Annotated in this window: 23 protein-coding genes and 1 tRNA gene; 18 read left to right on the forward strand and 6 right to left on the reverse strand. The window is 64.6% G+C overall.

What is annotated here, in order from left to right:
• Positions 1–72 precede the first annotated feature (72 nt).
• Positions 73–570, forward strand: a complete 498-nt coding sequence (ispF, locus tag AC1DYS_RS12790) for a 2-C-methyl-D-erythritol 2,4-cyclodiphosphate synthase (protein WP_477899515.1) — start codon at positions 73–75, stop codon at positions 568–570.
• An 18-nt stretch (positions 571–588) separates the two neighbouring features.
• Here the strand turns inward: ispF and AC1DYS_RS12795 are convergent, their stop codons facing one another.
• The 3 genes from AC1DYS_RS12795 to ompR all read right to left on the reverse strand — a co-directional run bounded on the left by AC1DYS_RS12795 (position 589) and on the right by ompR (position 3756).
• The gene (locus AC1DYS_RS12795) at positions 589–1569 is read right to left on the reverse strand and encodes a metallophosphoesterase (RefSeq protein ID WP_477899517.1); all 981 of its coding nucleotides are present in this window, start codon (positions 1567–1569) and stop codon (positions 589–591) included.
• Positions 1570–1616: 47 nt separating this feature from the next.
• Positions 1617–2945, reverse strand: a complete 1329-nt coding sequence (locus AC1DYS_RS12800; RefSeq protein ID WP_047485606.1) for a sensor histidine kinase — start codon at positions 2943–2945, stop codon at positions 1617–1619.
• Between the two features lie 76 nt (positions 2946–3021).
• Positions 3022–3756: an osmolarity response regulator transcription factor OmpR gene (ompR, locus tag AC1DYS_RS12805; RefSeq protein ID WP_477899520.1), complete on the reverse strand. Its 735-nt coding sequence runs from the start codon at positions 3754–3756 to the stop codon at positions 3022–3024.
• A gap of 301 nt (positions 3757–4057) precedes the next feature.
• On the opposite strand from ompR, the gene AC1DYS_RS12810 reads away from it, so the two are divergent.
• From AC1DYS_RS12810 to AC1DYS_RS12845, 8 genes are all read left to right on the forward strand, one after another.
• Positions 4058–4759 (forward strand): SIMPL domain-containing protein, encoded by a 702-nt coding sequence (locus AC1DYS_RS12810; RefSeq protein ID WP_477899522.1) that lies wholly within the window; start codon positions 4058–4060, stop codon positions 4757–4759.
• Between the two features lie 79 nt (positions 4760–4838).
• Positions 4839–5705 (forward strand): alpha/beta fold hydrolase, encoded by an 867-nt coding sequence (locus tag AC1DYS_RS12815; RefSeq protein WP_477899524.1) that lies wholly within the window; start codon positions 4839–4841, stop codon positions 5703–5705.
• Complete coding sequence (locus tag AC1DYS_RS12820) at positions 5702–7951, forward strand: RelA/SpoT family protein (RefSeq protein ID WP_477899526.1); 2250 nt, start codon at positions 5702–5704, stop codon at positions 7949–7951. The genes AC1DYS_RS12815 and AC1DYS_RS12820 overlap by 4 nt, the downstream gene beginning before the upstream one ends.
• Positions 7952–8013: 62 nt before the next feature.
• Positions 8014–8088, forward strand: a tRNA-Val gene (locus AC1DYS_RS12825).
• Between the two features lie 85 nt (positions 8089–8173).
• Positions 8174–8488, forward strand: a complete 315-nt coding sequence (locus tag AC1DYS_RS12830; RefSeq protein WP_477899528.1) for a hypothetical protein — start codon at positions 8174–8176, stop codon at positions 8486–8488.
• Between the two features lie 92 nt (positions 8489–8580).
• Positions 8581–9165, forward strand: a complete 585-nt coding sequence (phaR, locus tag AC1DYS_RS12835; RefSeq protein ID WP_477899530.1) for a polyhydroxyalkanoate synthesis repressor PhaR — start codon at positions 8581–8583, stop codon at positions 9163–9165.
• Positions 9166–9276: 111 nt separating this feature from the next.
• Complete coding sequence (rimO, locus tag AC1DYS_RS12840; RefSeq protein ID WP_477899532.1) at positions 9277–10668, forward strand: 30S ribosomal protein S12 methylthiotransferase RimO; 1392 nt, start codon at positions 9277–9279, stop codon at positions 10666–10668.
• Between the two features lie 21 nt (positions 10669–10689).
• Positions 10690–11880: a PLP-dependent transferase gene (locus AC1DYS_RS12845; RefSeq protein ID WP_477899534.1), complete on the forward strand. Its 1191-nt coding sequence runs from the start codon at positions 10690–10692 to the stop codon at positions 11878–11880.
• On the opposite strand, the gene smpB is transcribed toward AC1DYS_RS12845, so the two are convergent.
• Positions 11881–12339, reverse strand: coding sequence for an SsrA-binding protein SmpB (smpB, locus tag AC1DYS_RS12850; protein ID WP_477899536.1), 459 nt, complete (start codon positions 12337–12339; stop codon positions 11881–11883).
• Positions 12340–12384: 45 nt separating this feature from the next.
• On the opposite strand from smpB, the gene AC1DYS_RS12855 reads away from it, so the two are divergent.
• On the forward strand, positions 12385–12834 hold the full coding sequence (locus AC1DYS_RS12855) for a type II toxin-antitoxin system RatA family toxin (protein ID WP_477899538.1): 450 nt from the start codon (positions 12385–12387) through the stop codon (positions 12832–12834).
• Complete coding sequence (locus AC1DYS_RS12860; RefSeq protein WP_477899540.1) at positions 12821–13111, forward strand: RnfH family protein; 291 nt, start codon at positions 12821–12823, stop codon at positions 13109–13111. Before AC1DYS_RS12855 ends, AC1DYS_RS12860 begins: the two co-directional genes overlap by 14 nt.
• A gap of 7 nt (positions 13112–13118) precedes the next feature.
• Here the strand turns inward: AC1DYS_RS12860 and AC1DYS_RS12865 are convergent, their stop codons facing one another.
• Positions 13119–13895 (reverse strand): DUF4124 domain-containing protein, encoded by a 777-nt coding sequence (locus AC1DYS_RS12865; RefSeq protein WP_477899542.1) that lies wholly within the window; start codon positions 13893–13895, stop codon positions 13119–13121.
• On the opposite strand from AC1DYS_RS12865, the gene guaB reads away from it, so the two are divergent.
• From guaB to thpR, 4 genes are all read left to right on the forward strand, one after another.
• Positions 13894–15363 (forward strand): IMP dehydrogenase, encoded by a 1470-nt coding sequence (gene guaB / locus AC1DYS_RS12870; protein WP_477899544.1) that lies wholly within the window; start codon positions 13894–13896, stop codon positions 15361–15363. The two genes, AC1DYS_RS12865 and guaB, sit on opposite strands and share 2 nt — an antisense overlap.
• 7 nt (positions 15364–15370) lie before the next feature.
• Complete coding sequence (locus AC1DYS_RS12875; RefSeq protein ID WP_477899546.1) at positions 15371–16654, forward strand: MFS transporter; 1284 nt, start codon at positions 15371–15373, stop codon at positions 16652–16654.
• An 83-nt stretch (positions 16655–16737) separates the two neighbouring features.
• Positions 16738–18321, forward strand: a complete 1584-nt coding sequence (gene guaA / locus AC1DYS_RS12880) for a glutamine-hydrolyzing GMP synthase (protein WP_477899548.1) — start codon at positions 16738–16740, stop codon at positions 18319–18321.
• Positions 18322–18327: 6 nt separating this feature from the next.
• Complete coding sequence (thpR, locus tag AC1DYS_RS12885; RefSeq protein WP_477899550.1) at positions 18328–18915, forward strand: RNA 2',3'-cyclic phosphodiesterase; 588 nt, start codon at positions 18328–18330, stop codon at positions 18913–18915.
• Positions 18916–18924: 9 nt separating this feature from the next.
• On the opposite strand, the gene AC1DYS_RS12890 is transcribed toward thpR, so the two are convergent.
• On the reverse strand, positions 18925–19962 hold the full coding sequence (locus AC1DYS_RS12890; RefSeq protein ID WP_477899552.1) for a DUF72 domain-containing protein: 1038 nt from the start codon (positions 19960–19962) through the stop codon (positions 18925–18927).
• A gap of 83 nt (positions 19963–20045) precedes the next feature.
• On the opposite strand from AC1DYS_RS12890, the gene AC1DYS_RS12895 reads away from it, so the two are divergent.
• From AC1DYS_RS12895 to AC1DYS_RS12905, 3 genes are read left to right on the forward strand one after another with little or no spacing between them, the layout of a single operon-like run.
• Positions 20046–20273 carry a hypothetical protein gene (locus tag AC1DYS_RS12895; RefSeq protein ID WP_477899554.1) on the forward strand — a complete coding sequence of 76 codons (228 nt, stop codon included), beginning with the start codon at positions 20046–20048 and terminating at the stop codon, positions 20271–20273.
• Entirely contained in the window at positions 20270–20857 is a 588-nt protein-coding gene (gene tadA, locus AC1DYS_RS12900) for a tRNA adenosine(34) deaminase TadA (protein ID WP_477899556.1), read from the forward strand. Before AC1DYS_RS12895 ends, tadA begins: the two co-directional genes overlap by 4 nt.
• Positions 20858–20873: 16 nt before the next feature.
• Entirely contained in the window at positions 20874–21752 is an 879-nt protein-coding gene (locus tag AC1DYS_RS12905) for an LD-carboxypeptidase (protein ID WP_477899558.1), read from the forward strand.
• Positions 21753–21812 lie beyond the last annotated feature (60 nt).

Raw genomic sequence — 21812 nt, forward strand, 5'->3', positions numbered from 1 at the left:
CCCTACGCTCACTTTGTTCACGGCCCCCCGAGGGGGCGCGTCAGCACCTTCGGACGGCCGGGTGGTGTTGACATGCTGAAACCGCAAGTGCCGCGTTGGCGCATCGGCGAGGGCTGGGACATCCATGCCCTGGTGACAGGCCGCAAGCTGATCCTCGGTGGCGTGGAGATCCCTCACACGCATGGGCTCAAGGGCCACTCGGACGCTGACGCGCTTTGCCATGCGATCACCGACGCCTTGTTCGGCGCCGCGGCGATGGGCGACATCGGCCGCCACTTCCCAGACACGGACCCACAGTTCCAGGGCGCCGATTCGCTGGCGCTGCTGACCGAGGCGGCGCGCCGCGTGCGTGCTGCGGGCTGGATCATCGGCAACGTGGACAGCACGATCATCGCGCAAGCGCCGAAGATGGCGCCGCACATTCCGGCGATGCGCCAGCGCCTGGCCACGGCGCTGGGCGTCCCTCTTGACCAGGTCAACGTGAAAGCCAAGACAGCCGAAAACATGGGCCCGGTGGGGCAGGGCGACGCGATGGAAGCGCGGGCGGTGTGCCTGCTGGTCAAGGCATAGCGCGACGCCTTGCGTCTCCTAAAGCGTCAGCACGTCTATCGTCGGCGGCACGCGGAAGCGGAACGGCAGCTTGTCCATGCCGATGCCGCTGGTCACGAAGACGTTCGAATTCGTCATGTTGTAGACGCCCTGGCGAAAGCGGCCTTCAGTGACCTTGTCCAGTAGGCGACGGGTGAGCACGGGCACGTCGATCTGCCCGCCGTGCGTGTGGCCGGCCAGTAGCCACGCGGCATGGCCCGGGGGCAGAAGGAACACCGTGTCGGGGTTGTGCGCCAGCACGATGCGGCGGCTGGCGTCGAGGCCCGAGGGCTGGGCTTCCAGGGTCTTGAGGTGCGGCGGCGCTGATTGCGCCATCAGGTCACCCAGGCCTTCGAGTTCGCAGCGCCCCAATGGCACGCGCATGCCGTCGATGGACTGCACCTTGGCGGCCGCGAGCGCTGCCAACAGCTCGGCTTTCAGCGGCGGCCCGGGTTGTTGCTCGTCGTGATTGCCCAGCACCGACAGGCTTCGATGGCGCAGCTTGGCTAGCGGCGCAAAGGCTGCACGCAGGTCGTGCGATGGCTCGTAGGTCCAGTCGCCAGCCACGAGTACCGCGTCGACGTTCAGCGTGTTGAGCCTGCCCACCAGGTGCTCCAGCACGTCCTCGCGGGTGTAGAGCCCGAGGTGTACGTCGGAGATCAGCGCGATGCGAACGCCGCAGGTGGAGCCCAGTGTAGTCTCGCGCACCTGCAGCAGATGAGGTTCGGCGAAGCGGCCCCAGGCCAGGCAGATGCAGCATGCCAGCGCTGCGGCGGCGAGCACCGATCCGAGTCGACGCCGGCCGAGCCATTGCCGCCATACCAACCAAGCCAGCCCCACCATGGCGGGCCACAGCAGCCACAAGCCCCAATAGATCGACAGCTTGACGACGATGCGCCGTTCGCTGCCGACAAACCAGGCGTCGCGGAAGTCGCGCAAGACCAGCATGCCCAGGATTCCGAGCACCACGGCAGGCAGCATCCATCGCCACCCGCGGAGCGAAACGCGGGTCGTTTGCAAGGTGGCGCTCACGGCGCTTTCTTCAGCCGCACGTGGGCGACGAGTCCGCCATCGGACGCATTCGCGAGCTCGAAACTGCCGCCCATGCGCGCGACCGACTTCTCCACGATCGCGAGCCCGAGGCCGGCACCCGTGGCAGCGGTGCGGGCGGCATCACCGCGGAAGAAAGGCGTGGTGAGCTGCTTTAGTTTCTCGGGCGCGACGCCCGGCCCGTTGTCGCGCACGCTCAGGATTACCCACGGCCCGGTGCGCGCGTAGCTCACCTGCACGCGGGCGATCCCGGTGTCGGTGGAGCGGCCATAGCGGCGGGCGTTCTCGAACAGGTTCTGGAACACGCGACCGAGTTCGACTTCGTCGGCCATGACCTTGGTGTCGATTGCCACGCGCGAGCTGATGCGGATCTGCGATGGATCGCGAAAGCCTTGCATCTCGCGCTCGACCAGGCTGCTCACATGCACCGGCACCAGCTTGGTTTCGCCGGGCCGCGCATAGTCCATGAACTTGTCGATGATGGCGTCGAGCTGGTCGATGTCGAGTGCCATGTTCTTCTTGGCCTCTTCGTCCTGCACGCTCATCTCGGCTTCCAGGCGAAGCCGGGCCAAGGGCGTGCGCAGGTCGTGCGAGATGCCGGCCAACATCACCGCGCGGTCTTCCTCTACCTTGGCCAGCTCTCGCGCCATGCGGTTGAAGCCCATGTTGACCTGGCGGATCTCGCTGGTGAGCGTGTTCTCGTCGAGTTGCGACTCGTACTCGCCATCGCGGATGCGGCTGGCCGCGAACGACAGGTCGCGCAGCGGCTGGTTGATGAGGCGAGCGATCGCGGCGGAGCCGAGCACCGTGGCCAGCAACGCGATGGTCACCCACAGCAGCCAGCTGCTGCCGGCCATGGGCCGCACACGCGTGGGATCGGCCTGCAGCCAGTAGGCGTCTTTCTCGACCGAGAAGCCCACCCACAGGCCCGGTACGGTGTTGACGGCGGAGGCCACCACCGTGTCTGCGCCCAGACGTGAGTGCAGCTCCTGGGCAATCGCCTTGGAGAAACGGTCGGTCTCGAACGGCTCCCATTTGTCGGCCGGCTCGCGCGGCAGCACCTTCACCGCGTCCTGGTTCGACATGCTCTTAACCAGCGTGATGCGATTGATGTCGTCGGCGTATTTCATCGCCGCACGCGACAGGTTTACCAGGCTTGCGATCTGCTGGGCCGACTGCACGGCGCGCGGTTCGAACTCAAGCGCGCGAAAGGTCTGCACCCACGCGAAGACGCCGCCGACGAGCAGGATGGCCAGCAGGAAAAAGGTACGCCAGAAGAGGCTGAGCGCGACGGCCTTGCGTGGCATGGTCGGTAGCAGGGGCTCGGGTACCGTCGGCGCAAAAAAGGGCCCCGTCTTGGGGCCCTGGCGCAGTTTTTTGCGATCAGGCCGCGCCATCGGGGACGAATACGTAGCCGACGCCCCACACCGTCTGGATGTAGCGCGGCTGTGCCGGGTCCGGCTCGATCATCTTGCGCAGGCGGGAAATCTGCACGTCGAGGCTGCGGTCGAAGGGCTCGAACTCGCGGCCGCGCGCCAGCTGGGCCAGCTTGTCGCGCGACAGCGGCTGGCGCGGGTGGCGCACCAGGGCCTTGAGCATGGAGAACTCACCGGTGGTGAGCGCGATCTGCTCGCCGTCTTTCGACAGGCGGCGCAACGCGAGGTCGAACTCGAACGGGCCGAAGGTCACGGTCTGCGCGTCCTTGGCCGGGGCACCCGGAGCTTCCATCGCCGGGCGGCGGCGCAGCACAGCGTGGATGCGCGCCAGCAGCTCGCGCGGGTTGAAGGGCTTGGGCAGGTAGTCGTCTGCACCCACCTCGAGGCCGACGATGCGGTCCACGTCTTCGACCTTGGCGGTCAGCATGATGATGGGCGTCACGTCGTTGGCCGCGCGCAGGCGGCGGCAGATGGACAGGCCGTCTTCGCCGGGCAGCATCAGGTCGAGCACGATGAGGTCGACGGTCTCGCGGGTGAGCACCCGGTTGAGCGCCTTCGAGTCTTCGGCCAGCAGAACTTCGAAGCCTTCTTGCGTGAGATAGCGGCGCAGCAGGTCGCGGATGCGGGCGTCGTCATCGACCACGACGACGCGGTCGGGACGGGCATTGGTGGTTGGCGTCATGGCAGGCCTTTCCGTCATATGTAACAGCGGCGATTGTGCGCAGGTAAACCGGCTGTTTTCGGCACCCTTGACCATCTGTTACAAATCTATAACCCCAACGCTCAATACGCCAAGAAAAGCTTTCGGTAGCCCTCCTGGCGTGTCGGCGGGAATTCCGACGAGTCGCGCGGCACGTCGTCGGCTCGCCTTCTTGCTATGCGAGGATTGCGCGCCGCTGGACGGACTGGCGTATCAGCCTCCAGCTTTAAATGCACCGCCATTCCTCGATGCCCGCAGTGGCCGGGGACCCAGAAGGAGAAACATGAAACACAAACTCGGAGTACTGCTCGCCGTGTCTGCCACCTTTGCCGCCCCAGCGTGGGCCGAAATGCAACCCCCGATGAACGTGATCAGCCTGTCGGCCAGCGCCACGGTCGAGGTGACCAAGGACTTGCTCAGCGTCACCCTGTCGACCACGAAAGATGGCAACGATGCCGCCACCGTGCAGGCGGCGCTTAAGCAGGCGCTCGATGCCGCGTTGGCCGAAGCCAAGAAAGCGGCCAAGCCGGGGCAGATCGACGTGCAGACCGGCAACTTCTCGCTCTTCCCGCGGTATTCGTCCAAGGGCGGCATCACGGGCTGGCAGGGCACGGCAGAGTTGGGCATCGAAGGGCGTGACATCCCTGGCATCGCGCAGCTCGCTGGCCGAATCAGCACGATGACGATCGCACGCGTGGGCAGCAACCTGTCGCGCGAGCAGCGTCTGAAGGTCGAAAGCGACGTGGCTGCGCAGGCCATTGCGAACTACCGCACCAAGGCAGCCGACTACACGCGCCAGTTCGGCTTCACGAGTTTCAACGTGCGCGAGGTCAACGTCAGCAGCAACGAACCTGTGGCTTATGCCGCCGCACCGATGATGCGCATGAACGCCAAGGTGGCCGACGCGAGCGAGACGCTGCCGGTCGAGCTGGGCAAGGGCACGGTGAGCATCACCGTCAACGGCTCGGTGACGATGACCAAATAGCCGCCGTCGGCTTCAGGGTTGCTGTGCCCGAAGGCCGGGGCCTTCGGTTGCTACAGTTCTGCCTCAACCTGGAGTCGTCATGACGGAACCCCGCCTCAACCATGTGCAGTGCCTCGATTCGCGAGGCCTGCATCGCATGGCGTATTGGGAGTGGGGCGACGCTGCCAACCCGCGCGTGCTGGTGTGTGTGCACGGCTTGTCGCGGCAAGGCCGTGATTTCGACACCTTCGCTCAAGCCATGCTGAGCCAGTACCGCGTGGTTTGCCCCGACGTGGTGGGCCGCGGCCAATCCGATTGGCTTGCCGATCCGGCCGGCTACCAGATCCCGGCGTACGTTGCCGACATGGTGACGCTGCTGGCCCGGCTGAATGCGAGCACCGTGCACTGGGTCGGCACGTCGATGGGCGGGCTGATCGGTTTGGCGCTGGCAGCGCTGAAAGATTCACCGGTGCGCCGGTTGGTGCTGAACGATGTGGGCCCAGTCATCGAACCGAGTTCGCTGGCCCGCATCGGCACCTACCTCGGCCTGCCGGTGCGCTGGAAGACCGTGGACGAAGCGGCCGATACGCTGTGGGCCATTTCGCAGGGCTTCGGGCCGCACACACGCGAGCAATGGCTGGCGCTCACGCGGCCGATGCTCAAGGCCGATGGCGACGGCTTCGTGCCGCACTACGACCCGAACATCGCGGTGCCGTTTCGTGCCATCACGTCGGAAGCGGCCAAGGCTGGCGAGGCGATCATGTGGGCGATGTTCGACAGCCTGCGTTGCCCCACACTGTTGCTTCGCGGGGCTGATTCCGACCTGCTCACGCTGCAGACCGCGCAGGCCATGCAGGCGCGTGGGCCGAAGGCTGAACTGAAGCAGTTCGCCGGTGTGGGCCACGCGCCCATGCTCACGTCGCCAGACCAGATCGAGGTGGTGCGGGAGTTCTTGCTGCGCACATGAAAACGGGTTTGCAGGACAGCCGCGTTGCGGCTGCCGCCATCGTTCAGCTGGCCGACGTGGCGCCGGAAGAATCGCGCGAGGCCGAGATCTCGCAGCTGGCGCGTGCGCGCGCATTTGCCGAGCCTCTGCTCGTAGGCCAAAGCCTGGACACCGGTGAAGATGCGCTCGCGCATGCTGAAGGCGTGGCCAACATCCTGCTAGGCATCGGCGCGGCGCCGTCCATGGGTGCGGCGGCCTATCTGGTGTATGCAGGCGACTATCTCAGCAAGCCCGATGAGGTGGTGAGCAAGGCGTTCGGCCCGTCGTACGCCGGGCTGGTGATGCACACGCGCAAGCTGGTGCAGATCCAGCGCGCGGCGCGCGAAGCGCAGGTGCAAGACGAGAAGCGCGCCGAGCAGACCGAGCGTGTCCGCAAGATGCTGCTTGCCTTCTCTCGCGACCTGCGCGTGGTGCTGCTGCGTCTGGCCTCGCGGCTGCAGACGCTGCGGCATTTCGCGGTGAGCAAGCAGACGTGCCCGCCGGTGCTGGCGCGCGAATCGATGCAGGTGTTTGCGCCGCTCGCCAATCGCCTGGGAATCTGGCAGATCAAGTGGGAAATGGAAGACCTGGCCTTCCGCTTCCTGGAGCCCGAGTCGTACAAGAAGGTTGCGCGCCTGCTCGATGAGAAGCGCGTCGAGCGGGAGCAGGGCGTCGAGGCGTTTCGCCTCGCGCTGAGCGACGAACTGGCGCGCAACGGCGTGCGTGCAGAAGTGCAGGGCCGCCCGAAGCACCTCTACAGCATCTGGAAAAAGATGCGCGGCAAGGGGCTGGACATCGAGCGCATCTTCGACGTGCGCGCTGTGCGGGTCATCGTCGGCGACGTGCCCGAGTGCTACGCAGTACTCAGCCGGGTGCATGCCTTGTGGCGTGCGGTGCCGGGCGAGTTCGACGACTACATCGCGCGGCCCAAGGGGAATGGCTACCAGTCGCTGCACACCGTGGTGCTCGACGCGCACGATCGGCCGGTCGAAGTGCAGATCCGCACCCGCCAGATGCACGAGCACGCCGAGCACGGCGTGGCTGCGCACTGGGCGTACAAGGAGGCCGGAGTCAAAGGCTACGGCGGCGTGAGTGCAAGCGGCGATTTCGACGCCCAGGTGGCCGAAGCGCGCAAGGCCGTGCTGCGCCAGTTGCTCGCGTGGGAGCGTGATTTCGCGGAGTCCGACAGCGATGCGGCCACTACCGAAACAGGCGCGGTCTTCGATGACCGCATCTACGTCTTCACGCCGCAGGCTGCGGTGATCGATCTGCCGGCGGGCGCCACGCCGATCGACTTTGCCTATGCCGTGCACACGACGCTGGGCCACCGTTGCCGTGGGGCCAAGGTCGACGGCGCGATGGTGCCGCTCAACACGCCGCTGCAAAGCGGGCAGACGGTGGACGTCATCACCATCAAGGAGGGCGGCCCCTCGCTCGATTGGCTGAACGGTGAGCTGGGCTATCTGCAAAGCCCGCGCTCCAAGGCCAAGGTGCGCGCCTGGTTCAACGCGCTTCAGCAGCAGGACACGATCGCCCGTGGCCGCGAGGCCGTCGAGAAGCTGTTGCAGCGCGAGGGCAAGACGGCGATGAAGCTGGACGATCTCGCCGCGCGATTGGGCTTTCGCAGTGCCGATGCGCTGTTCGAGGTGGTGGGCAAGGACGAGTTCTCGCTGCGCAACATCGAAACACTGCTTCGCCCGGCCGAACCGGCTCCGCAGCCGGACGACCTGATAGCGCTGCGCCGCCCGCGCACCGATGACGCGCCCAAGGGCGGCGTGCTCGTGGTGGGTGTCGAGTCGCTTCTGACGAGTCTGGCGCRCTGCTGCCGACCTGCGCCGCCCGATGCCATCGGCGGCTATGTGACGCGTGGCCGCGGGGTGGCCATCCACCGAGCGGATTGCAGCAACTTCCGCCAGATGGCCGAGCGCACGCCTGAGCGGGTGATCAGCGTGGCCTGGGGCGCGTCGCGTGGAGACAAGCAGGCGCTGTATCCGGTCGATGTGCTGGTCGAAGCGGCCGACCGGTCGGGCTTGCTGCGCGACATCTCCGAGGTCTTTGCCAAGGACAAGATGAACGTGGCCGGCGTCAGCACCCAGACCGTGAAAGACGCTCGTGGCGGGACTGCTTGGATGACCTTCACCATCGAAGTGTCCGATTCCGCGAAGCTCAGCCAGGTGCTCGGCACGGTGTCGCGGATCGATGGTGTACGCAGTGCACGCCGCAAGTGAATCCGGTGTGCGGCTTTCAAGCCTTGACGCAGGGCCCATGACATGGTGATAATAGAAGGCTCGGGCGGTTAGCTCAGTGGTAGAGCGCCTCTTTGACGTGGAGGATGTCGGGAGTTCGACCCTCTCACCGCCCACCACACGTCACTGAACAAGAGCCTGTCCCGCAAGGGGCAGGCTCTTTTTCTTTGCCTGTGGCGCAAMCGCTGGAGCAGGAGTTACCGCATGGAAATGACGCCGCGCCGCCAACAGATGATCGACGCCCATGTCGCCGAAACGCGTGCGTTGATGGCCGACTATGCGTTCGAGCTCAACGATCTGGTTCGCTTCGCCCTCTCGGCGGCCAAGGACAAGGGCAACAAGGTCTACTACCCGATGGACCCCGTCAACGAATGTATTCGCAACTGGCAGGGCCTGAGCAAGAAGGTCGCCAAGCTCTCGGCCCATCTGGAGCGCACCGCGCAGCGTCTTGGGGTTCGGCCCTTCGATCCGGAGACGCCTGCGGCAGACGACCCGCAGGAGCGCTCATCCGGTTCGTGAAGCGCAGGCGGGAAAACCCTTCGCGACGCACTTGGGTGGCCTTCTAGAATCTTTTTGCACACCCGAACACTGGTTCAACAGGAGCTTTCTGAATGGCACAAAACCGCCGCGCATCGATATCCGACGACGGCAGCGCCGACAGCAACAGCCCGCGCATTCTCAAGAAGTACCCTAATCGGCGCCTTTACGACACGCAGACCAGCAGCTACATCACGCTGGCCGACGTGAAAAAGATGGTTCTAGAGGGCCAGGACTTCGTGGTGCGCGATGCCAAGACCAGCGACGACCYCACTCGCAGCATCCTCCTGCAGATCATTCTTGAAGAAGAAACCGGCGGCGTCCCGATGTTTTCGTCGCAGATGCTGGCGCAGATCATCCGTTTCTACGGGCACGCCATGCAGGGCATGATGGGTTCGTACCTTGAGAAGAACCTGCAGACATTCACCGACATCCAGAAGCGCCTCGCTGACCAGTCCAAGGGTTTGCTCGATCCGAACGTGATGAATCCCGAGATGTGGACGCAGTTTCTCAACGGCCAGGCTCCCGCGGTGCAGGGGCTGATGGGCAACTACCTCGAGCAGTCGAAGAACATGTTCGCGCAGATGCAGGAGCAGATGGCCAAGCAGGCCGAGACCTTGTTCCCGGGCATGCCGGGGTTCATTGCACCGAAGCGTTAGCCCTGAGTCGGCTTTGCGCCTCCCCGGGGCGCCACCCCCAGTGGGCCGGCAGAGGCGGATCCTGGGCCATTGCTTGATGGGCTCGCGGAGCTTCGGTGCGAAAATCGCTGGATGACACAAGACACACTTGCCATCCCCAGCACAGGGCTGGCCCCCAAGATTGGCTTCGTCTCGCTCGGCTGCCCGAAGGCGCTGACTGATTCGGAACTGATCCTCACGCAACTGCGCGCCGAGGGCTACGACACTTCCAAGACATTTGCCGGCGCTGACCTGGTGATCGTCAACACCTGCGGCTTCATCGACGATGCGGTGAAGGAAAGCCTCGACACCATCGGCGAGGCGCTGGCCGAGAACGGCAAAGTGATCGTCACCGGTTGCCTGGGCGCCAAGGCGGGTGAGGCTGGCGGCAACCTGGTTCGCCAGATGCATCCGAGTGTGCTGGCCGTGACCGGCCCACATGCCACGAACGAGGTCATGGACGCGGTGCACTTGCACGTGCCCAAGCCGCACGATCCGTTTGTCGACCTGGTTCCGGCGCAAGGCGTCAAGCTCACGCCCCGCCACTATGCGTACCTGAAGATCAGCGAAGGCTGCAACCACCGCTGCAGCTTCTGCATCATCCCCAGCATGCGCGGCGACTTGGTATCGCGCCCGATCGGCGACGTGCTAAGCGAAGCGCAGCGCCTGTTCGAAGCCGGCGTGAAAGAGCTGCTCGTGATCAGCCAGGACACCAGCGCCTACGGCGTCGACGTGAAGTACCGCACCGGTTTCTGGGACGGCAAACCCGTCAAGACCCGCATGCTCGATCTGTGCGAGAAGCTGGGCGAACTGGCAGCACAGCATGGCGCCTGGGTGCGCATGCATTACGTCTACCCGTATCCGCATGTGGACGAGGTGCTGCCGCTGATGGCGCAGGGGTTGATCCTGCCGTACCTGGACGTGCCGTTCCAGCACTCGCACCCCGACGTGCTCAAGCGCATGAAGCGCCCGGCCAACGGCGAGAAGAACCTGGACCGCCTGCAGCGCTGGCGCGAGATCTGCCCCGAGTTGGTGGTGCGCAGCACATTCATTGCTGGCTTCCCCGGCGAGACCGAATCCGAGTTCGAACATTTGCTGAGCTTCATGCGCGAGGCGCAGATCGACCGGGCCGGTTGCTTCGCCTATTCGCCTGTGGAGGGCGCCACTGCCAATGCATTGCAGGATCCGGTGCCCGCAGAAGTGCGCGAAGAGAGAAGGGCGCGCTTTATGGCCGTGGCCGAAGAGGTGTCGGTTGCAAAGCTGCGCAGCCGCATCGGCGCGACTATGCAGATCCTGGTCGATTCCGCACCGGCGCTGGGTCGAAAAGGGGGCGTGGGGCGCAGCTATGCCGATGCGCCTGAGATCGATGGCAGCGTAAAACTGTTGCCGCCGGAGAAGGCCTCCAAGACCTTGAAGGTGGGTGAGTTCACCAAAGCCCGCATCGTCGGTGCACAAGGCCACGATCTGGTTGCTCAGCCGATCTGAGACATCCACGAGTCACCGCCTATGAGCCGAGACAAGCGCACCGAACTGATCCATCACCCCTACGTGCCGCCGGCAGGCTTTAACGCGGCCGCACCGGGTGTGTACAAGGCATCGACGGTCATCTTCCCCAACACTGCGGCCTTGCAGGCGCGCAGCTGGCGGTCGAAGGCGGGCTACACCTATGGCCTGCACGGCACGCCGACCTCGTTCACGCTCGAAGAGCGAATTGCCTCACTCGAGGGTGGCACCCACACCTTGCTGGTGCCCAGCGGCCTGGCGACGATCGTGCTGGTCGATATGGCTCTGCTCAAGCAAGGCGACGAGGTGCTGATTCCCGAGAACGCCTACGGGCCGAACAAGGAGTTGGCGCGCCACGAGCTGGCTGCGTGGGGCATCACCCACAAGTTCTACGACCCCATGGATGCGCTGGGCCTGGCCTCGCTGATCGGCCCGCAGACAAAGCTGCTGTGGCTGGAGGCGGCAGGCTCGGTGACGATGGAGTTTCCCGATCTGCCGGCACTGGTGAACGTCGCTCGTGCACATCCCCATCTCACCATCGCGCTCGACAACACCTGGGGCGCTGGCTTAGCGTTCAACCCGTTCGACCTCACGCCCAGCGGCGACCCCCTGGGCGTCGATGTATCGATCCAGGCCCTGACCAAGTACGCCTCGGGCGGTGCTGATGTGCTCATGGGCTCGGTGACGACGCAAGACGAAGCGCTGCACCTGAAGCTCAAGTTCTGCCACATGCGCATGGGCTGGGGTGTTGGCGCGAACGACGTTGAACTGGTGTTGCGCGCGCTGCCGTCGCTGGCCTTGCGCTACGACGCGCATGACGCTGCGGCGCGCACGCTTGCCGCGTGGTGGTCGCAGCGCCGCGAGGTGACACAGGTGCTGCACCCCGCGTTGTCCGGTGCCCCGGGGCATGAATTCTGGAAGCAGCTGTGTACTCGTTCGGCAGGCTTGTTTTCGGTGGTCTTCAACGAGCGCTACAGCGCCGAGCAGGTGCATGCCTTCATTGATGCGCTGCAGCTGTTCAAGATCGGTTATTCGTGGGCCGGTCCGGTCAGTCTTGCCGTGCCCTACAACCTGACGGGTATGCGCGAGGAACCCGCGTACCGGGGCACCTTGGTGCGCTTTTCGGTCGGGCTGGAAGCGGTGCAGGATCTGATCCACGACTGCCAGCATGCGCTGGCCGCTCTCGGCCCCTAATCAGGCTTTCGACGAGACCTTGTGCCTCATCAGGCGACCTTTCTCCCGATCCCAGTCGCGCTTCTTTTCGGTGTCTCGCTTGTCGTGTTCGGCCTTGCCCTTGGCCAGCGCGATCTCGGCCTTCACGCGGCCGCCTTTGTAGTGCAAGTCCACCGGCACCAGCGTGAAACCCTTTTGTTCGACCTTGCCGATCAGGCGCTTGATCTCTTCCTTGTGCATCAAGAGCTTCTTGGTCCGATCGGCTTCCGGGCTGATGTGCGTGGACGCGCTGCGCAGCGCGTTGATGCGGCACCCGATCAGGTACAGCTCGCCATTGCGGATCACGACGTAGCCGTCGGTCAGCTGCACCTGGCCGGCGCGGATGGCCTTGATCTCCCAACCGTGCAGCACCATACCCGCCTCGTACTTTTCCTCGAGGTGGTAGTCAAAGCGGGCGCGGCGGTTTTCGGCAATCGACATAAGTGAGAGTGAGGCAAAAAGCGCTCAATACAATCCGGGCATTGTATGAAGCACGTCAAGAAGTCAGTTCTTCTCTCGTATTCGGCCCATGAGATGTACGCCCTCGTGACGGCCGTGCCCGACTATCCGCGGTTCCTGCCCTGGTGCGAAAAGGCTGAAGTGCTCAGCCAGGACGAGTCCGGCATGACGGCCCGGCTGCACCTTGCCTACGGAGGCTTGCGGCACGCCTTCACCACGCGCAATACRCAGGTCCTGGACAGCCGCGTGCTGGTATCACTAGTCGATGGGCCGTTCTCGACGCTGGACGGGTCCTGGAAGTTCCTGCCCCTGGCGATGCCCGGCCAGGCTCCGGCCTGCAAGATCGAGTTCGAGATGCGCTACGCGTTCGCCAGCATGCCGCTCGAACTGGTGGTGAGCCCGGTTTTCGATCGCGTGGCCAACACCTTCGTCGATGCATTCGTGAAGCGGGCCGAGCAGGTCTATGGCACCCGCTGAACTGCATGTCGAGGTCGTCTACAGCCCGGCACCTGGCCAGACGAAGCAGGTGCCTCTGCACCTATCGCCTGGCGCCAAAGTGCTTGATGCATTGAATCAGGCGTTCCCTGGGTTGGCACTGGACGGCCTGGCGGTCGGCGTGTGGGGCAAGCTTCGCGCTCTGGACGAGACGCTGCGAGACAGAGACAGGGTGGAGATCTACCGCCCGCTGCTCGTCGACCCGAAAGAGGCTCGACGCCAGCGCTACCAGAGCCACCGCGCTAAGGCCAAGCCCTGAACTTGGCTTACTTGCAGTCGCTGCCGACGATGTCGCGAGCGCGCTTGCTTTCTTCGGCCCGGCCCTTGTCGTCGAGCACCTCGCGCTCACCCTTTTCATTCACACGAGCCATGCGCATGCCGTCGTCCAGAGCCCGCAACTGAGCCTTGGCGCGCTGGCAGTTCTCGGCGCGCGCGGCTTTCTGCTTTTCTTCCTCGGCACGGCGCTTCGCAGTTTCTTCTTCAGCCGCCTTCTTACGCTTGGCTTCGAGCTCGGGCTCGACAGCTTGCGACGGGCCACTGGCTGCTGCAGACGCCGCAGAAGCCGACATGGCTGCGACAGCCGCCTGGGCACTGCTGGGTGCGAAGGCGGGCCCGCCCTTGCGGACACTTCCGCTCGGGCGCTGGAGGATGTCGGCATCGCTCACCGCAGGCGGCGGCGGCAGATCGCTGTACTGCACACGGCCGCTCTTGTCTTTCCACTTCCATTGAGCGAATGCAGGGCTGCTCAGGCTCAGCGTGAGAAGGGCTCCAAGGGCCAGGGCAGCGAGCCGGGCGATGGTGTGAGGGCGTGCGAATGTCATGCCGAAAGTGTAGTCGTGCAGACGAGGCTTGCGAGCCATCAACGGGGTGCCTCGTCCGGTTTTGCACAAGGTCCGTACGTCGTGCAATGGCATTTCGTTAACTAATGCCGCAGACGTTACCAAGTGCGTGATCTTGCAGGTGGCTAGCACCTGCAAGACGTGGTGACGACGTAAGGCAAGGGCGATCCGTATAATTCGCTTTTGCGTCAGGAGCTTCCTCATGCGCCTTCTAGGCAAAGCGCTCACCTTCGACGATGTGTTGTTGGTGCCGGCTTTCTCTCAGGTGTTGCCTCGCGACACCTCGCTTTCGACCCACTTCTCCCGCAACATCCGCCTGAACCTGCCTCTGGTGTCTGCCGCCATGGACACGGTGACAGAAGCACGCTTGGCTATCGCCATCGCGCAAGAAGGCGGCATCGGGATCGTCCACAAGAATCTTCCGCCCAAGCAGCAAGCCGCCGAAGTGGCGCGCGTCAAGCGCTACGAGTCGGGCGTGCTGCGCGACCCGATCACCATCTCGCCCGGCGTGCCGGTGCGCGATGTGATCGCGCTGTCCCGGCAGCATGGCATCTCGGGCTTTCCGGTGCTCGAGGACGGCCGCGTGGTGGGCATCGTGACGGGCCGTGACCTGCGCTTTGAAACGCGCATGGACATCCCCGTGCGCGAGATCATGACGCCGCGCGAACGGCTCATCACGGTGCGCGACGGTGCCACGCTGGCTGAAGCCAAGGCGCTGATGCACAAGCACAAGCTGGAGCGCGTGGTCGTCGTCAACGACGCCTTCGAGCTGCGCGGCCTGTTCACGGTCAAGGACATCACCAAGCAGACCAACTTCCCGAACGCAGCGCGTGATGCGCAAGGCAAGCTGCGTGTCGGAGCCGCCGTGGGCGTAGGCGAGGGCACCGAAGAACGCGTCGAATTGCTGGTCAAAGCCGGCGTCGACGCGCTGGTCGTCGATACCGCCCACGGCCACAGCGCCGGCGTGATCGAACGCGTGCGCTGGGTCAAGCAGAACTATCCGCATGTCGACGTCGTTGGCGGCAACATCGCCACGGGTGCGGCGGCTCTGGCGTTGGCCGAAGCGGGCGCCGATGGCGTCAAGGTCGGCATCGGCCCGGGGTCGATCTGCACCACCCGCATCGTGGCCGGTGTGGGCGTGCCGCAGATCACCGCCATCGACAACGTTGCCAAGGCGCTTGCAGGCTCCGGCGTTCCGTTGATCGCTGACGGTGGCATCCGCTACTCCGGCGACATTGCCAAGGCCATCGCGGCAGGCGCCCACACGGTGATGATGGGCGGCATGTTCGCCGGTACCGAAGAAGCGCCGGGCGAGATCGTGCTGTTCCAGGGCCGCAGCTACAAGAGCTACCGCGGCATGGGCTCCATCGGTGCCATGCAACAAGGCTCGGCAGACCGCTATTTCCAAGACAACACGGGCGCCAATCCGAATGCTGACAAGCTCGTGCCCGAGGGCATCGAAGGCCGCGTGCCGTACAAGGGCTCGTTGATCAGCATCGTCTTCCAGATGGCGGGTGGCTTGCGCGCGTCCATGGGCTACTGCGGCTGTGCCAGCATCGACGACATGCGCGACAAGGCCGAGTTCGTCGAGATCACCTCTGCAGGCATCCGCGAAAGCCACGTGCACGACGTGCAGATCACCAAGGAAGCACCGAACTACCGTGCCGAATGAGCCTGTCGTGAGCGACGCGGCCGCCCTCGGCGTGCCGCGTCAGGCCGCCATGCGGTTCATCATGTTGACGGTGCTGATCGACATGGTGTCCATCGGCTTGATCATCCCGGTTCTGCCGGTACTGGTCGGGACGTTCACCGGCGGCTCGCAAAGCGACCAGGCACTGTGGACCGGCGCTGTTGGTTTCGCATTCGGCATTGCGAACTTCTTCGGCTCTCCCATCATCGGTGCGCTGTCCGACCAGTACGGTCGCCGCCCGGTGCTGCTCGTGGGGTTCTGCGGCCTCGCGCTGAGCTTCTTCGTCACTGCCGTGGCCACGGCACTGTGGATGCTGATCGTGGTGCGCCTGTTCAGCGGAGCAATGCAATCCAACATCGCGGTGGCCAACGCGTATGTAGCTGACATCTCTGAGCCTGAGCTGCGCGCCAAGCGCTTCGGCATGTTGGGCGCCATGTTCGGCCTGGGTTTCATTCTCGGGCCGTCGATGGGCGGGCTGTTGGGCCACTTCAGCCTCCATCTGCCGTTCTTCGTGGCAGGCGGTTTGGCGCTCGTTAACCTGCTGTACGGCTACTTCGTGTTGCCCGAGTCGCTGCCCAAGTCGCGCCGCAAGCCATTTCGTTGGGCGGCGGCCAATCCCATCACCTCGCTGTCGGCCCTGACTCAGTTACGGGGCGTCGGCAAGTTGGTGGCGGTGGTGGCCTGCGCGGGGCTTGCGCAGTTCGTGCTGCACACCTGCTGGGTGCTCTACACGACCTTCAAGTTCGGCTGGGGGCCGATGGAAAACGGCCTGTCGCTGTTTGCGGTGGGTGTGTCCTCAGCACTGGTTCAAGGTCTGCTGCTGGGTAAGCTTCTCAAACGCTTTGGCGCCAAGCGGCTCGCGTTGATCGGGCTGGCCTCCTCGACGCTGTCGTACTTCGCTTTCGGCGCCGTCACCGAGGGTTGGATGATGTACGCGGTCATCATCTGCGGCTTGCTGGGTTCGACCGCCGCTGCCGCTATCCAGAGTCTGATCTCAGGCGCGGCCGATGCCAGTTCGCAGGGTAAGACCATGGGTGCCGTGAGTTCGGTCAACAGCATGGCGGCCGTGCTGGCGCCGCTGATCGGCGCCCCATTGCTCAGCATGGTGTCGGAGATGCCGAAAGGCGACTGGCGCCTCGGCGCACCTTTCTATTTCTGCGCCGCATTGCAGCTTTGCGCGCTGCTGCTCGCGTGGACGCATTTCCGCAAGCAGCGCCGCGCGCGCCTCGACCTTCCGTCCGCCAGCGCCCACGGCGATGGCGCGACGATCTGACATGAAACTTCCCCGCTCACTTCGTTCATTGCCCATCGAGGAAGCGCAAGCTTCTCTCTTGGCAGCTTGGCGCGAGTCCTGACATGCACGACAAGATCCTCATCCTCGATTTCGGCTCCCAGGTCACCCAGCTCATCGCGCGTCGCGTGCGCGAGGCGCATGTGTACTGCGAAATCCACCCCAACGACGTGAGCGACGCGTTCATTCGCGAGTTCAAGCCCAAGGGCGTCATCCTGTCAGGCAGCCACGCCAGCACCTACGAAGAACACGATCTGCGTGCGCCGCAGGCGGTGTGGGATCTCGGTGTTCCAGTCCTCGGCATCTGCTACGGCATGTTCACGATGGCCGTGCAGCAAGGCGGCCAGGTGGAGGCCAGCTCGCACCGCGAGTTCGGCTACGCCGAGGTGAGGGCGCATGGCCACACGCAGCTGCTGAACGGCATCGAAGACTTCGCCACGCCGGAAGGCCACGGCATGCTCAAGGTGTGGATGAGCCATGGCGACAAGGTCACCCAGCTGCCGCCGGGTTTCAAGCTGATGGCGTCGACACCGAGCTGCCCCATCGCTGGCATGGCCGACGAGTCGCGTGGCTACTACGCGGTGCAGTTCCACCCTGAAGTTACGCACACCGTGAAGGGCCGCGAGCTGCTAAACCGCTTCGTGCTCGACATCGCCAAGGCCAAGCCTGACTGGGTGATGGGCGACTACATCACCGAAGCGGTGGCGCGCATTCGCGAGCAGGTCGGCAAGGAAGAAGTCATTCTGGGTTTGAGCGGCGGTGTCGACTCGAGCGTGGCTGCTGCGCTGATCCACCGCGCCATCGGCGACCAGCTCACCTGTGTGTTCGTCGACCACGGCCTGCTGCGCCTGAACGAAGGCGACATGGTGATGGACATGTTTGCCGGCCGCCTGCACGCCAAGGTGATTCGCGTGGATGCCAGTGACCAGTTCCTCGGTCATTTGGCCGGTGTCTCGGACCCGGAGGCCAAGCGCAAGATCATCGGCCGCGAGTTCGTCGAGGTCTTCCAGGCCGAGGCCAAGAAGCTCCAATCGGCCAAGTGGCTCGCGCAAGGCACGATCTACCCGGACGTGATCGAGAGCGGCGGCGCCAAGACCAAGAAGGCGATCACGATCAAGAGCCACCACAACGTCGGCGGCTTGCCCGAGACGCTGGGGCTCAAGCTGCTCGAGCCGTTGCGCGAGCTGTTCAAGGACGAAGTGCGAGAACTCGGCGTGGCCTTGGGTCTACCGCACGACATGGTCTACCGGCACCCCTTCCCAGGCCCGGGCCTCGGGGTTCGCATCCTCGGCGAGGTGAAGAAGGACTACGCCGACCTGCTGCGCCGCGCCGATGCGATCTTCATCGAGGAACTGCGCAACGCGCGCGACGCCGAGACCGGCAAGACCTGGTACGAACTCACCAGCCAGGCCTTTGCTGTGTTCTTGCCGGTCAAAAGCGTGGGAGTGATGGGCGACGGCCGCACTTACGACTATGTGGTGGCGCTGCGTGCCGTGCAGACCAGCGACTTCATGACCGCCGACTGGGCCGAGCTGCCCTACAGCCTGCTGAAGAAGGTGTCAGGTCGCATCATCAACGAAGTGCGCGGGATCAACCGTGTGACGTACGACGTGTCGAGCAAACCGCCAGCCACGATCGAGTGGGAGTGAGCCTGCGTGCCCGAGCAGCTGCTGTTGCCGGGCATCGATCCGCCTGTCGCACCCACCGACCGCCTGTTCTTCGCGCTGCAGCCCGATGCCGATGCAGCGGCGAGGATCGCATCGCTCGCGCAGACCCTGCGCGGCGCGCATGAGCTGAAGGGCAAGCCGCTCAAGACGCCGCATCTCCACGTCACGCTGCACTTCCTGGGTGATCACGTCGGCTTGCCGCAGCCGCTGGTGGCTGCCGCGAGCCAGGCTGCAGCGCGCATAGCCGGTCCGCCGTTTCATGTGACGTTTGATCGGGTGGCGAGTTTTCGGCACAAGGCCAGGCGGCCGCAGCCACTGGTGCTGCTCTGCAATGATGATGAATCGGCGCTTGTCGCATTCAGGCAGACCTTGACCGATGCGCTGAAGCAGGAGGGTCTTGCTCAGAGCCTCGACATGCGCTTCACGCCCCACGTCACCTTGCTGTACGACACACGTGTGCTGCCAGAGCGGCAGGTCGAACCCATCCAATGGGTGGTGACCGAATTCTTGCTGATCCACAGCCTGATCGGAAAGACGCGCCACATCCCACTGGGGCGCTGGCCCTTGCGCGGTTGAAGCGCCGGCTCAGCGCTGCAAAGCCAGCACGGCTTCGGCGAGCAGAGCGGCAGAGAGCGGCGCGCAGCCCTCGGCTTGGTTGCTGATGGTCACGAAAGCGTTCTGACCCGCGCCGGTGGTGCCGGCGATCACGCGAGCCAGCGCCTCGCGGGTGTCCGGGTCCGGATCGACGATCTTGTCGAACGGGGCATAGCGCTTCTCTGCGTTGTCGTAGCCGTAGGGTCCGTGCATCGGGCTCAGGTTCCATCTGCAGACCAGCGGGCTGGGCCACAGTGCACGCAGCATCGGCAGCTGCTCCTGGATCGGCGGCATCTTGGCTTGCAGGCCGAGGCAGTAGGTTGCCTTGCATTCACGCAACAGCTGCGCGAAGACGGGCGTGAGGAATTCGCGGTCGCGCACTTCCACGGCCACCACCCCGTCAGGCGCCGTTGGTGCAAGCGAGGGCAGGGCTTGCAGCATCGCACGCAGCCGTTCCATCACGCCGGGCAAGTCGGCGAGCAAGGGCAGCGGCAAGGGGCTGAGCTGGAACACCAACGCGCCTAGCTTGCTGCCGAGGCCGTCGAGTGCTGGCTGCACGAACTCGCGGATGGCGAGATCAGGGTCCAGAAATAGCGGATTCGGTTGCAGCGCACGGCCATTCTCCGTGCGCACGGTCGCATCCGTCACGGCAAGTGGTGCCTTCACTACGAAGCGAAAGTTCTCTGGCACCTGGGCTGCATAGCTAGCGTAATGCGAGGTCGTCAGCGCGCTGTAGAAACTGCGGTCGATGCAGACGCTGCGGAACAATGGGTGTTGCGCATAGGCGGCCAGCCCCTGTCTGGCCAGTTTGGATTCGCTGTACTCGCCATCCCACACCAGACCGGCCCAGCCGGGGTAGCTCCACGACGAGCCGCCGAGACGCATGCGCTCCGGCAGGGCTCGGGCGAGTTCCACCACGGCGACGTCCGACACATGGGGCAGCACCCCCGTGCCGCGCCGCCTGGGTTGCGTGGCTTTGGGAAGGGATTCAGGCTCGTGAGGCTCGTCGGGAAAGAGTGCGTCTTGCATCGGCGCTCAAGCATACGGGTGTCGAGCGATCTCGCGTGGAGCCGCGCTACAGTGCGGGTTTACGCGAGCTGTGGAGTGGTTGCATGAAGGCCTTGTTCGGTGGGGTGTCGCTGTTGATTGTGTTGGCATTGGTCGGCGTGTTGGCGAGCCGGCAATTCAAGGCCACGGCCCAGGTGACTACTCCCACATCCAGCAACGCTACAACCCCATCGACCGTGAAGCAGCAATCGACGCAAGTGCAGGAACAGGTGCGCAACGACATCGCCAAGGCCGTGGAACAGAGCACCCGCAAGATCGACGCCGACCAATGAGCTCTCCTGCCGATGAACAAGCGATGCGCGTCGCGCTCGACCAGGCACAAAACGCCTGGCTGGTCGGCGAGGTGCCGGTAGGCGCAGTCATCATGCGGGCGGGGCAAGTGATTGCCACTGGCTACAACCGCCCGATCACCGAGCACGACCCCACGGCGCATGCCGAGATCGTCGCGTTGCGCCACGCTGCCACGCTGCTTGGCAACTATCGGCTGCCGGAGTGCGAGCTGTACGTGACGCTGGAGCCCTGCGCCATGTGCGCAATGGCATTGATGCACGCCCGCTTCAAGCGGGTTGTCTTTGGTGCGACCGACCTCAAGACCGGCGCCGCCGGCTCGGTGGTCGATCTCTTCGGCCTGCCGCAGCTGAACCATCACACGCAGGTGCAGGGCGGGGTGCTGGCCGACGATTGCGCCAAGGTGCTGCGCGACTTCTTCGCAGAGCGCCGAGAACTTTATCGGCAGCGCCGCGGGGCGTCTGCCGCAACAACGGTGGCTGACGACGGCGACGACACGCCCACCATTCCCACCGGAGAGGTTCTCGAAATTGAGCCGACATCACCACCACGATCACCCTCACTCTGAGGCCGCCTCCAACTCATTGACGCTTTTCACGCCGGCTGGCGTGCTGCCCAAGGCTGCACCGCTGCGTCTGGCGGCCAAGCGGCTGAGTGCGATGGGCTTCGACGTGCAAGTCGATGAATCGGCACTCGCGCGGCATCAGCGCTTCGCCGGTGACGACGATGTGCGTCTCGCTGCGTTGCACCGCATTGCAAAGCAGGCACCGTCCATCGCCATGGCCACGCGTGGCGGTTACGGCCTCACCCGGCTGCTCGACCGCATCGACTGGAAGCTGCTTGGCCACAGCGTCGAGCACGGTACGCGCTGGGTAGGCTACAGCGACCTGACGGCGCTTCACCTGGGCCTGCTGGCTCACACGCAGCAGCGCAGCTGGGCCGGGCCTCTGGCCTGCGACGACTTCGGTCGCGAAACGCTGGACGACATCACGCCCGATTGTTTTGCCGAAGCCATGAGCGGCGCGCTCGAAGCGGTGGGCTTTCGTACCGAAGAGGGCTTCGACGGACTCGAAGTCAAAGGCACCTTGTGGGGTGGGAACCTGTGCGTGCTCAACACGCTGCTGGGCACGCCGCACTGGCCCAAGGTGAAGGGCGGCATCCTGTTCCTGGAAGACGTGAACGAGCACCCGTACCGCATCGAACGCAGTCTGCTGCAATTGCATCAGGCAGGGGTGCTCGATGCACAGAAGGCCATCGTGCTGGGCGCCTTCACCGACTACCGCAAATCGCCTCTGGACCGCGGCTACAACCTCAAGACGATGGTGGCGCATCTGCGTTCGGTGACCAAAACACCGATCCTCACCGGTCTCCCTTTTGGGCACGTGCCGACCAAGGTGAGCTTGCCCGTGGGTGCCAAGGTCACTCTGCTCGTCCAGGCACGGGATGTGCTGTTAGGTTGGTAGCTGCCTCTAAACGGGCGCGCTGAATACCCTGAGGCGCCTGCACCAACGCTGCGCATAGAA

The sequence above is a fragment of the Rhizobacter sp. P2_G4 genome (assembly GCF_056403575.1).

Bases quoted from the DNA above. Each gene is read 5' to 3' on its own strand.
- AC1DYS_RS12830 (WP_477899528.1), top strand. From the start codon at position 8,174: ATGGAAATGACGCCGCGCCGCCAACAGATGATCGACGCCCATGTCGCC.
- AC1DYS_RS12865 (WP_477899542.1), bottom strand. From the start codon at position 13,895: ATGAGGAAGCTCCTGACGCAAAAGCGAATTATACGGATCGCCCTTGCC.
- AC1DYS_RS12815 (WP_477899524.1), top strand. From the start codon at position 4,839: ATGACGGAACCCCGCCTCAACCATGTGCAGTGCCTCGATTCGCGAGGC.
- guaB (WP_477899544.1), top strand. From the start codon at position 13,894: ATGCGCCTTCTAGGCAAAGCGCTCACCTTCGACGATGTGTTGTTGGTG.
- AC1DYS_RS12800 (WP_047485606.1), bottom strand. From the start codon at position 2,945: ATGCCACGCAAGGCCGTCGCGCTCAGCCTCTTCTGGCGTACCTTTTTC.
- AC1DYS_RS12845 (WP_477899534.1), top strand. From the start codon at position 10,690: ATGAGCCGAGACAAGCGCACCGAACTGATCCATCACCCCTACGTGCCG.
- tadA (WP_477899556.1), top strand. From the start codon at position 20,270: ATGAGCTCTCCTGCCGATGAACAAGCGATGCGCGTCGCGCTCGACCAG.
- smpB (WP_477899536.1), bottom strand. From the start codon at position 12,339: ATGTCGATTGCCGAAAACCGCCGCGCCCGCTTTGACTACCACCTCGAG.
- AC1DYS_RS12895 (WP_477899554.1), top strand. From the start codon at position 20,046: ATGAAGGCCTTGTTCGGTGGGGTGTCGCTGTTGATTGTGTTGGCATTG.
- guaA (WP_477899548.1), top strand. From the start codon at position 16,738: ATGCACGACAAGATCCTCATCCTCGATTTCGGCTCCCAGGTCACCCAG.
- AC1DYS_RS12860 (WP_477899540.1), top strand. From the start codon at position 12,821: ATGGCACCCGCTGAACTGCATGTCGAGGTCGTCTACAGCCCGGCACCT.
- rimO (WP_477899532.1), top strand. From the start codon at position 9,277: ATGACACAAGACACACTTGCCATCCCCAGCACAGGGCTGGCCCCCAAG.
- ispF (WP_477899515.1), top strand. From the start codon at position 73: ATGCTGAAACCGCAAGTGCCGCGTTGGCGCATCGGCGAGGGCTGGGAC.
- AC1DYS_RS12890 (WP_477899552.1), bottom strand. From the start codon at position 19,962: ATGCAAGACGCACTCTTTCCCGACGAGCCTCACGAGCCTGAATCCCTT.
- AC1DYS_RS12810 (WP_477899522.1), top strand. From the start codon at position 4,058: ATGAAACACAAACTCGGAGTACTGCTCGCCGTGTCTGCCACCTTTGCC.
- AC1DYS_RS12795 (WP_477899517.1), bottom strand. From the start codon at position 1,569: ATGCTGCCTGCCGTGGTGCTCGGAATCCTGGGCATGCTGGTCTTGCGC.
- ompR (WP_477899520.1), bottom strand. From the start codon at position 3,756: ATGACGCCAACCACCAATGCCCGTCCCGACCGCGTCGTCGTGGTCGAT.